This window comes from Brevundimonas sp. (assembly GCF_036399195.1).
Taxonomy (GTDB): Bacteria; Pseudomonadota; Alphaproteobacteria; order Caulobacterales; family Caulobacteraceae; genus Brevundimonas.
Genome location: NZ_DASWNO010000234.1, coordinates 1 through 9,010, shown reverse-complemented (window position 1 = coordinate 9,010; position 9,010 = coordinate 1). Strand labels below are relative to the sequence as shown.

Below are 9,010 nucleotides of genomic sequence, written 5' to 3'. Positions count from 1 at the left end.
CCGCTGGTCTGAAACGACGCCTCAGCGCCCCTTCTTGCTCGGAGCATGGGCCAGACGGAGCAGATTCGCAGCCCCTGGGGCGCCGAAGGGGGTGCCGGCGAGGATCAGGATGCGCTGACCCGGCTGGGCCATGTCGTAGGCCACGGCGCTGTTGACCGCGTCCTCGGTCACGTCCTCGAGCGAGGCCGGCTCCTTGCCGAGCCGCGTCTCCAGCCCCCAGACCAGCGCCAGCCGGCGGGCGGTGTCGGGATTAGGCGTCAGCGCCAGCACCGGCTGCAGCGGCCGCTCGCGGGCCATCCGCCGGGCCGTTCCGCCCAGCGTGGTGAAGACGACGATGCAAGCGGTGGACTGGGCCTCGGCCGCCTTGCGCGCGGCCGCCACCAGCGCGTCGGCGTCGAAGTCGTCCATGCCCGCATGTTCGGCGTCCATCAGGCTGGGCCACATCGGGTCGCGCTCGACCCGTTCGATGATCCGGCTCATTACGCCGACGGATTCGAGCGGATAGTCGCCTGACGCGGTCTCGGCGGACAGCATCAGGGCGTCGGCGCCCTCATAGGCGGCGTTGGCGACGTCGGAGGCCTCGGCCCGCGTGGGAGCCGGCGACGCCGTCATGCTCTCCAGCATCTGCGTCGCCACGATCACCGGCACCCCGCGCTGGCGGGCGGCGCGGATGATCTGCTTCTGCGCCACCGGCACCTCTTCAGGCTCCAGCTCCACGCCTAGGTCCCCGCGCGCGACCATGACGCCGTCGCAGTAGTCGAGGATGCTGTCCAGTTCGAGCAACGCCTGCGGCTTCTCGATCTTGGCCAGGCAGGCGGCGCGGCCCTTCACGAGTTGCTTCAGCTCCGCCATGTCCTCGGCTTTCTGGACGAAGCTGAGGGCCACCCAGTCGACGCCGATGCGCAGGGCGAAGGCCAGGTCATCGCGGTCCTTGGGGGTCAGGGCCGAGACCGGCACCACCGCCTCGGGCACCGCCACGCCCTTGCGGTCCGAGAGCTTCGAGCCGCTCTCGACAGTGACATCGGCCCATTCGTCGGTGCGTTCGCCGACCCTGAGGCGAACCCGCCCGTCATCTAGCAGCAGCAGCATGCCGGTCCGGAGCGCCTTGAAGATTTCGGGATGCGGCATCTGCACCCGCGTCGCGTCGCCGGGCGCGGGCTCGAGGTCGAACCGCATCTTGTGGCCCGGCTTGATGTCGATCTCGACGTCCCGGAACTTGCCGAGGCGCAGCTTGGGCCCCTGCAGGTCGGCCAGCACCCCCAGCGGCCGCTTCAGCGCCAGCTCTGCGCCGCGAACGGCCTTCAGAGCGGCGGCGTGGTCCTCGTGCGTCCCGTGGCTGAAGTTGAGGCGGAACACGTCCACGCCGGCCTGCGCGAGAGCTTTCACCATCCCGGGCGCCCGGCTGGCGGGTCCAAGGGTCGCGACGATGCGGGCGCGCCGGGCTCTTTTCATGCAATGTCCGTAAGCCGGGAGGGGCGATTCCCTCTTGTGCCACGAAACCGCGCGCCGTTGAGACCGGTTCATCGCGCGAAACATGAAGTTATGCGTTGAGGAGCGAACATGGCGGGCCTGAAGGACAAGCGCGGCTTCATCGACCGGGACCGGCTGGACCTGTCCGAGCGTCAGGCGGTCGAGCACTGGATGAAGCGCTGGGGCGTCACCCGCGAACAGCTGACGGCCGCGCACCGCAAGGCCGGCCGGAACATCAAGGACATCGCCGCCGAGCTGGGCAAGAAGCGCTGATACTCAGCGCAGGCTGCGGAAGGTGATCGAGTAACGCAGGCTGTCGCCCGGCGCGATGCTGTGCTGCCAGTCCTGCCGAGCCGGACCGTCCAGCAGATAGATGGAGCGGGGCTCCAGAGGCAGCGCCGCCCGGATCCAGCCGGAGCCTTCGCGGCGGCGCAGCCGCAGGGTCGCGGGCGCGCCGAGGGACAGGCCGACGACCTTGTCGAATTCGGGCCGGTCGCGGTGCCAGCCGATGCCGGCGCCCGGCGCGTACTCCGTCACCATGGCGTGCTCGAGCACCTCGACATCCACACCCGCGAACCCCGCGGCAGCCCGGCGCGCCGGTTCGAGGAAGCCCGGCAACGGTTCGGCCTCGGCCAGCCGCGACGCCGAGAAATCGTAGCGCGAGCCGTACGACACGATCCTGCGGTTGCCCTTGAAGCCGTGAAAGTCGAAGGCCTCGAACGGCAGGCCGGCGAAGGCCTCGACCAGCCGCCGGGCCTCCTCAGCCGTTACGGCTTCCTCAGCGTAGCGCAGGCCGCCGGGCAGAGCCGTCGGAAGGTCGAACAGACTGGGTTGTTGGCGCGTCATGCCGAAGCAACGCGCTGAGGGCGAACTTGGTGCGAGCGGCGGGGGTCGAACCCGCATGACCGAAGTCGCGGGATTTTAAGTCCCGTGCGTCTACCAGTTTCGCCACGCTCGCGGCCCGGCTGATCTAACAGCGCGCCGCGGCTTCGGCCATGGCGTCAGTAGCCGCCGCCGACCGCCGCCGCCGCGCCGATCAGCACCACCCAGCCGATGCAGCCCAGCAGTCCGATGCCCGAGCAGATGGAACCCGCTATGGCCATCCCCTTGCCGAACGGCCGCTTCATCGCGACGAGTCCGAGCACGAGGCCTGTCGGAGCCAGCACCCACGACACCAGCCCAACGAACGGGATCCAGACGAACAGGATCGAGAGGATGCCGAGGATCAGCGACGCCGCCGCCATGCCCGTGCCGTCCGCCTGCACATAGATCGTCTGGTTGATCTTGTCCTCGCTCATCGCTTCCCCGCTGACTGATCCAGTGTTTCGCCAGCGTGGGCGGGGTGGCGGCGGCGGTCAAGTGCAACCGTCAGTTGGCGGGCCCGGTCGCCGGCCGCATCGCGCGGAAGTCCACATCCGAGTTGGCCAGCAGCCACAGGAAGGCGGCCCAGGCGGCGACGTTCTGATCCATGGCCTTCGGATCAATCCGGTCCAGCACGTCGTCCGCCGTGTGATGGGTGTCGAAATAGTCCGTGCCGTCCTGGTTGAGGCGGAAGGCCGGGACGCCGGCGGCCACCGTCGGCCCCGTGTCGGGGCCTCCGCCCGTCGCGGGCGCGGGGTCGAACAGGACGCCCAGCGGCGTCAGCACGGCCTGCGCCGCGCGGCGGAACGGCGTGTCGGCCGCGCCCGCGGGCAGGTTCAGGCTGTAGATCGGACCGGCCCCGAAATCGCTTTCGCTGACGGCGACGTGGTTGGTCATCTGGTTCGCGCGGCTGGAGGCGTAGAAGCGCGCCCCGGCCAGACCCTGAGACGGCGCGGGCTGGCTGACCTCTTCCGAACCCCACCAGACGACGCGGATGGTCCGTCGCGGACGACGCGGCATGTCCTCGATCAGTTTCAGGGCGGCGGCGGTGATGGCCACGCCCGCGCCGTCGTCGATCGCGCCGGTGCCCAGATCCCAGCTGTCGAGGTGGCCGCCGATGACGATCACCTCGTCGGCGGCGCTGGAGCCCCGCACTTCGCCGATGACGTTCTGGCTCTTGCTGTCGGCGGTGAAGCCGGCGCTGGAGAACAACCGCATGCGCACCGGCTGGTCGCTGAGCCGCACCATGCGGCGCAGCTGGTCGGCGTCGGGCGGGCTCATGGCGAAGGCGGGTACGGTCCCCTCGCCCACACGGGTCGCGCCGGTGTGGGCGAAGCGGTGGTCGTGGGTGCCAAGCGAGCGCAGGACGTAGCCGACGGCGCCGCGCCTCGCGGCCTCGGTCGGACCATTGCCGCGGATCGGTGAGGTGGCGCCGTAGCCGCGCCCGTCCTGGGCCTGCACCGTGTCCTGCAGCACCACGACGATCTTGCCGGTCAGGGAGCCTTCCGGCTGGTCCAGCAGCTGCTGATAGGTCTCGAAGATCGCGGCCTCGCCCTCGATCCCTTCGGCGGGAGTCGCCAGCGAGCCGCCGAGGGCGACGACGCTGAGCGGTTGGGGGAAGGGCGACAGGATTTCCACGCGCGCCTCGCCCCGGGTCCACAGCGCCAGCGGGAACTCCTCGACCGAGACATTGTCGAAGCCCATCTCGCGGAACTTCGCCGCTCCCCAACGGGCCGAGGCCTGCTCCGAGGTCGAGCCCGCCAGACGCGGCCCGAAGCGCGTCGTCAGTTCGGAGACCAGGTCGTAGGCGACATTGGACTGGAGCGCCCGGTCGCGCAGTTGCTCCGCTTCGCGGATCGTCCGCTGGTCCTGGGCGAGCGCCGGCGAGGCGGCGAGACAGAGGGCCAGGGCGCTGGCGGCGAGGTACATGACCGGACGCATGGGGACTCCTTGAGAGATGCGCGCGCAACCTAGCCGCCGCCGTGGTCGCGGTGAAGCGTCCGCGTCGCCGGACATGAAACCGCCGTTCTCCGGTCCCTGACTGAAAGGCATGCGCGCCCTGCTTTTCGCTCTCTGCATCGTCGCCTGCGCCCCGGACACCGTTCCGGACGGACCAGCCGAGCCTGCCGCCCCGTCGCGGGTGCAGCCCAGCCGGACCGACCTCAGCGGCGAGTGGCGGCTGACGGAGATGAACGGCCGAGCGCCATCGCCCGACGCAGCCGGCGAGGCGACGCCGATCATCATGACGGTCGGCGAATCAACCTTCCGCGCCCAGTCGCAATGCATCGCCTTCTGGCGGCGCTATGGCTGGACTGACGGAAGGCTCGTGGTGACCGACGCCAATCCGGGTGCGATGTGCGCCAGAGGCCTTTCGCCGTGGGAGACCGAGTTCGGCCGGACCCTGTCCGGCATGACCGGGGCGTCCCGCATCCGCGATGCGCTGCGCCTGCAGGGACCGACGGGCTCGCTGGTGTTCGCGGCCGCGCCACCGAAAGAGAAACTGGATTTCACCGGCCGCTGGCGGCTTAAGGCCGTCCACGGCGCGGCTCCGCCCGCCGCGGAGCCGCCGATCGAGATCACGGTGACGACCGACCAGATCACCGCCAACGCCTGCGTCTTCTCCAGCTGGCGCTATCGTCAGGACGGCCAGCTGCTGGAGGTGTCGCCCGGTCAGGGGCCGGTATGCGAGCGCATGCTGTCGCCCTCGGAGCAGCGGTTCGGCGCCTTCATGGATCGGCTGGATCGGGCCACGATCATCCCGGGCGGCGGGCTGATCCTCGACAGCGCCGCGGAACAGCTCGAGTTCCGGCCCGCGGACTAAGGCTCAGGCCTCGCCCTTGATATAGGGCTCCACCGGCCCCTGCAGCTTGACCGTCAGGGCCTTGCCCCGGCGATCGACGCGGTTGCCGACGGCGAGCCGGACCCAGCCCTCCGAGACGCAGTATTCCTCGACGTTGGTCTTGTCCTCGCCCTTGAAGCGGACGCCGATGCCCTTCTGCAGCAGCTCGCCGTCGTGGAACGGGCTGTCCGGATCGACGGAGAGGCGGTCAGGGAGGGTGTCGGTCATGTCGGTAACTCGGCGATGGACAGGCGCCGCCTTTAGCGGAGCCGGACGCCCGCTCCAAGAGGGCGTGTCGGCAAGGCGGGTTGAACCATCCGCGCGGCGCGCCAGTTAAGCGGGCGCACAGGGAGCCCCTCATGACCGATCAGCCCGCCATCACCGTCGACGGCCACGCCATCCCCCTGCTGGGATTCGGAACATGGATGCTGGAGCCCGACGACGCGAGGCGGATGGTGGCCGAGGCCCTGCGGATCGGTTACCGGCACATCGACACCGCCTGGCTTTACCGGAATGAAGCCGCCGTCGGCGACGGCATTCGGGACGCCGTGCAGGCCGGCCATGTTCGGCGCGAGGACGTCTGGCTGACCACCAAGGTGTGGGTCGATCATTTCCAGCGCGACGCCCTGCTGCGGCAGACGCGCGAGTCCGTCGCCAACCTCGGCTTCACCCCCGACCTGCTGCTGCTGCACTGGCCCAAGGCCGAGCCGTCTTTCGAGGAGACGCTGGGCGCCCTGAACGAGGCGCAGGCCGAAGGCCTGACCCGCGCCATCGGCGTGTCGAACTTCCCGTCCGCCGAGTTTCGCCAGGCGCAGGCGTTGTCGCCGGCGCGACTAATCACCAACCAGGTCGAGTATCACCCGTACCTGAAGCTCTCGAAGCTGAAGGCCGCCGCGCGGGAGCTGGGGTCCTCCATCACCGCCTGGTCGCCGCTGGCGCAGGGCAAGATCGCCGACGAGGAAACGCTGATCCAAATCGGGCGGATCCACGGCAAGACGCCCGGGCAGGTCACCCTGCGCTGGCTGATCCAGCAGGACGTCGTCGCCATCCCCCGCACCGCCAAGGTCAGCCGAGCCGAGGAGAATTTCGACATCTTCGATTTCATCCTGACCCCTGAGGAGATGGACCGTATCCACGCCCTCGCCACGCCCGACGGTCGGATCGGGGACTGGATTGATCCCGCCTTCCAATGGGATCAAGAATGGGGCTGACGCTCCGGCGCTGACCGGAGGCTTGGGAGTAGCGCCCATGGGCTCCGTACTCGGTTTCCCCGGTATCGATCCGTCAGACGCGGCCATCGGCGCGCGGCTGAAGCACTGGCGCGAGGCGCGCGGCATGAGCGTCGAGGACCTCGCCCGACGGTTGGACATCACGCCGGAGGAAGAGCGGCGCGCCGAAGCCGGGCGGAGCCATCTGGACAGTCTGCACATCGGCGCGGCCACCACGGCCCTTCGCCTGCCGCTGTGGGCGCTGGTCTCCGACACGAGAGCCTACTGAGCGCGCGCGGGGCGCGCTTCGGCCATCGCAGGTCGCGCGCTACCGCCTCAGCGACTTGAGCATCAGCGCGTGCCGGTACGCGGCGACGTCGGCCAGAGCCGCCTCCAGCGCGTCATGCACCCGATCCAGCAGCGGTGGAGCGGAGGTCTTGTCCGCGGCCTCGGCCGCCTGACAGGCTTCGGCCAGCGCCCGGGCGCCGATTCCGGACCCGGCCCCCCTCAAGGTATGGACGGCGTCGCGCCAGCCCTCCTCGCGCACGTCCAGCATCGGCGACCAAAGCGCCGCCTGCTGCGCGAACAGCCCCAGCACCTCTTCGCCTACCGCGTCGTCGCCCGCGGTCGTCGCCTCAAGGACCGTGAAGTCCACCGCGCCAGACAGGTCCCGAAGCGCCATCAGCCGGCCTGCTCCTCGCCCTTGGCGAGCCGCGAGTTCCGCGACGACCAGACGAAGTAGATCACCAGCCCGATGGCGTTCCAGATCACGAACCACATCTGGGTCGAGGCGCGCAGGCTGAAGAAGAAGACGATGCAGCCGACGATGGTGATGGCTCCCACCAGCCACCACAGCGGCGCCCGGAACACGCGCGGACGGTTCGGATCCCGCAGCCGCAGCACGATCAGGCAGACGCCCACCGCCGCGAACGCCGCCAGCGTCCCGGCGTTGGCCAGTGACGCCAGTTCGTCCAGCCGCATGACGCCGGCCAGCGCCGCCACCACCACCGCGGTGAAGACGGTCACCACCGCCGGCACGCCCCGCACCGACACCTTGGCCAGCCGTCGCGGCAGCAGGCCGTCCCGCGCCATGCCCAGGAAGATGCGGCTCTGGCCGAACAGGAAGGCCAGCAGCACCGTCGGCAAGGCCACGACGGCGGCCACGGCGATCCACTGCGCCGCCGTCCCCTGCCCCATCTCGCGCAGGATCAGGGCCAGCGGCTCGGGGCTATCGGCGAAGCTGGCCACGGGCCGGGCGCCGATGGCGGCGGCGGCGACGACCAGATACAGGGCCGTGCAGATCAGCATGGAGCCCACGATGCCGATGGCCAGGTCCCGCTCCGGCCGCTTGGTCTCCTCCGCCGCCGTCGAGATGGCGTCGAAGCCGTAGAAGGCGAAGAAGATGATCGCCGCCGCCGCCATGACTCCCGTCTGCACCACCGGCTGGCCGGTGATCTGCTCGGCGAATGGCAAGGCCGGCGAGCCGAAGCCGTTGGGCATGAAGGGCGTGAAGTTGGCGGCGTCGAAGCTCGGGAGGGCGATGGCCACGAAGGCGATCAGCGCCGCGACCTTGATCACCACCAGCACGGCGTTCAGCGTCGCGCTCTCCCGCGTGCCCAACAGCAGCAGGCCCGTGACAACGGCGATGATGAAAACGGCGGGCAGGTTGATGAACCCGCCTTCGACATGGGGCCCGGCCATCAACGCCGTCGGCAGCTCCAGCCCCATCCCGCCGAGGAAGCCGACCGCATAGCCGGACCAACCGACCGCCACCGCCGAAACCACCAGGGAATATTCGAGGATCAGGCTCCAGCCGACGATCCAGGCGATCAACTCGCCCAGCACCGCATAGGAATAGGTGTAGGCGCTGCCCGCCGCCGGCATCATGGTCGACAGCTCGGCGTAGGCCAGCGCCGCGCAGGCGCAGACCAGTCCGGCCAGGGCGAAGCTGATCATCACCGCCGGCCCCGCCAGCCCCGCACCGACGCCGATCAGCGTCAGGATGCCGGTCCCGACGATGGCCCCGACGCCCAGCGCCATCAGATGCGGCCAGCCCAGCGTCTTCTTGAGCGCCGGCCCGTCGTGTGGGGCCAGCATGGCGTCGATCGATCGCCGGCGGTTCCAGAAGGCCATATGCGTCTCCCCTGCCCCGCGCGGCCCCGAAGGAGGCGGCGGTTTGATTCCCGATCCCGAGCCTAGCCCCTCCTGCGGCAAACCGGAACGGACCGGCAAATCCCCTTGCACGGCGCGGCCGTTCCCATTAGTTACGCCCCCTCGCCGACGCCCGGATCGCCCGAGCGCCGCGCGACCGCGCGGTCTCCGCCGACAGCGCCGACGAATGGTCCGGGTGATTAGCTCAGTTGGTAGAGCAGCTGACTCTTAATCAGCGGGTCGTAGGTTCGAACCCTACATCACCCACCATTCTCCCTGATGATCAGCAACTTCGCCAGCGGCCTCCGGCGTACTGTGTAGCGGTGATGCTGGGCACGCTTGGGGCGAAGCAACGGTACCTCTGTCAAACCTGCTCCAGTGAGCCTCGGGACGGCGGGCCGTCGAATTCTCCCACTCACGAAAAGCGGTGATTGCAGACGCTCGGATTGTTCAGTGCAAAGTGGCCAGCTTAGCTGGCGTG

The 9,010-nt window shown here is 69.6% G+C and carries 11 protein-coding genes and 2 tRNA genes; 5 read left to right on the top strand and 8 right to left on the bottom strand.

Annotated elements, in window-relative coordinates; genetic code table 11:
- Nucleotides 1–21 precede the first annotated feature (21 nt).
- Nucleotides 22–1,452 (bottom strand): pyruvate kinase, encoded by a 1,431-nt coding sequence (pyk, locus tag VGB60_RS10350; protein ID WP_331038181.1) that lies wholly within the window; start codon nt 1,450–1,452, stop codon nt 22–24.
- Between the two features lie 108 nt (nt 1,453–1,560).
- Here pyk and VGB60_RS10345 point away from each other — a divergent pair, with 108 nt between their 5' ends.
- Nucleotides 1,561–1,743 carry a DUF3606 domain-containing protein gene (locus tag VGB60_RS10345; protein ID WP_331038180.1) on the top strand — a complete coding sequence of 61 codons (183 nt, stop codon included), beginning with the start codon at nt 1,561–1,563 and terminating at the stop codon, nt 1,741–1,743.
- A gap of 3 nt (nt 1,744–1,746) precedes the next feature.
- On the opposite strand, the gene VGB60_RS10340 is transcribed toward VGB60_RS10345, so the two are convergent.
- The 4 genes from VGB60_RS10340 to VGB60_RS10325 all read right to left on the bottom strand — a co-directional run bounded on the left by VGB60_RS10340 (nt 1,747) and on the right by VGB60_RS10325 (nt 4,272).
- Nucleotides 1,747–2,316, bottom strand: a complete 570-nt coding sequence (locus tag VGB60_RS10340) for an alpha-ketoglutarate-dependent dioxygenase AlkB (protein ID WP_331038179.1) — start codon at nt 2,314–2,316, stop codon at nt 1,747–1,749.
- Between the two features lie 27 nt (nt 2,317–2,343).
- A tRNA-Leu gene (locus VGB60_RS10335) sits at nt 2,344–2,428 on the bottom strand.
- Nucleotides 2,429–2,471: 43 nt separating this feature from the next.
- On the bottom strand, nt 2,472–2,768 hold the full coding sequence (locus VGB60_RS10330; protein ID WP_331038178.1) for a hypothetical protein: 297 nt from the start codon (nt 2,766–2,768) through the stop codon (nt 2,472–2,474).
- A 70-nt stretch (nt 2,769–2,838) separates the two neighbouring features.
- Nucleotides 2,839–4,272, bottom strand: coding sequence for a M20/M25/M40 family metallo-hydrolase (locus VGB60_RS10325; protein WP_331038177.1), 1,434 nt, complete (start codon nt 4,270–4,272; stop codon nt 2,839–2,841).
- A gap of 109 nt (nt 4,273–4,381) precedes the next feature.
- Here VGB60_RS10325 and VGB60_RS10320 point away from each other — a divergent pair, with 109 nt between their 5' ends.
- Nucleotides 4,382–5,152, top strand: a complete 771-nt coding sequence (locus tag VGB60_RS10320) for a hypothetical protein (protein ID WP_331038176.1) — start codon at nt 4,382–4,384, stop codon at nt 5,150–5,152.
- A gap of 3 nt (nt 5,153–5,155) precedes the next feature.
- On the opposite strand, the gene VGB60_RS10315 is transcribed toward VGB60_RS10320, so the two are convergent.
- A complete protein-coding gene (locus VGB60_RS10315) occupies nt 5,156–5,398 on the bottom strand; it encodes a DUF3297 family protein (RefSeq protein WP_331038175.1) in 243 nt (80 codons plus the stop codon).
- Between the two features lie 131 nt (nt 5,399–5,529).
- On the opposite strand from VGB60_RS10315, the gene VGB60_RS10310 reads away from it, so the two are divergent.
- Nucleotides 5,530–6,381 carry an aldo/keto reductase gene (locus tag VGB60_RS10310; protein WP_331038174.1) on the top strand — a complete coding sequence of 284 codons (852 nt, stop codon included), beginning with the start codon at nt 5,530–5,532 and terminating at the stop codon, nt 6,379–6,381.
- A 37-nt stretch (nt 6,382–6,418) separates the two neighbouring features.
- On the top strand, nt 6,419–6,667 hold the full coding sequence (locus VGB60_RS10305; RefSeq protein WP_331038173.1) for a helix-turn-helix domain-containing protein: 249 nt from the start codon (nt 6,419–6,421) through the stop codon (nt 6,665–6,667).
- A 39-nt stretch (nt 6,668–6,706) separates the two neighbouring features.
- Here VGB60_RS10305 and VGB60_RS10300 read toward each other — a convergent pair whose 3' ends face one another.
- Complete coding sequence (locus tag VGB60_RS10300; protein ID WP_331038172.1) at nt 6,707–7,060, bottom strand: Hpt domain-containing protein; 354 nt, start codon at nt 7,058–7,060, stop codon at nt 6,707–6,709.
- On the bottom strand, nt 7,060–8,511 hold the full coding sequence (locus VGB60_RS10295; protein WP_331038171.1) for an amino acid permease: 1,452 nt from the start codon (nt 8,509–8,511) through the stop codon (nt 7,060–7,062). The genes VGB60_RS10300 and VGB60_RS10295 overlap by 1 nt, the downstream gene beginning before the upstream one ends.
- Nucleotides 8,512–8,723: 212 nt before the next feature.
- Between VGB60_RS10295 and VGB60_RS10290 the strand changes: the two genes are divergently transcribed.
- A tRNA-Lys gene (locus VGB60_RS10290) sits at nt 8,724–8,799 on the top strand.
- The last annotated feature ends 211 nt before the right edge of the window (nt 8,800–9,010 follow it).

Coding starts and splice junctions, on each gene's coding strand:
- pyk (WP_331038181.1), bottom strand. CDS start 1,452: ATGAAAAGAGCCCGGCGCGCCCGCATCGTCGCGACCCTTGGACCCGCC.
- VGB60_RS10345 (WP_331038180.1), top strand. CDS start 1,561: ATGGCGGGCCTGAAGGACAAGCGCGGCTTCATCGACCGGGACCGGCTG.
- VGB60_RS10340 (WP_331038179.1), bottom strand. CDS start 2,316: ATGACGCGCCAACAACCCAGTCTGTTCGACCTTCCGACGGCTCTGCCC.
- VGB60_RS10330 (WP_331038178.1), bottom strand. CDS start 2,768: ATGAGCGAGGACAAGATCAACCAGACGATCTATGTGCAGGCGGACGGC.
- VGB60_RS10325 (WP_331038177.1), bottom strand. CDS start 4,272: ATGCGTCCGGTCATGTACCTCGCCGCCAGCGCCCTGGCCCTCTGTCTC.
- VGB60_RS10320 (WP_331038176.1), top strand. CDS start 4,382: ATGCGCGCCCTGCTTTTCGCTCTCTGCATCGTCGCCTGCGCCCCGGAC.
- VGB60_RS10315 (WP_331038175.1), bottom strand. CDS start 5,398: ATGACCGACACCCTCCCTGACCGCCTCTCCGTCGATCCGGACAGCCCG.
- VGB60_RS10310 (WP_331038174.1), top strand. CDS start 5,530: ATGACCGATCAGCCCGCCATCACCGTCGACGGCCACGCCATCCCCCTG.
- VGB60_RS10305 (WP_331038173.1), top strand. CDS start 6,419: ATGGGCTCCGTACTCGGTTTCCCCGGTATCGATCCGTCAGACGCGGCC.
- VGB60_RS10300 (WP_331038172.1), bottom strand. CDS start 7,060: ATGGCGCTTCGGGACCTGTCTGGCGCGGTGGACTTCACGGTCCTTGAG.
- VGB60_RS10295 (WP_331038171.1), bottom strand. CDS start 8,511: ATGGCCTTCTGGAACCGCCGGCGATCGATCGACGCCATGCTGGCCCCA.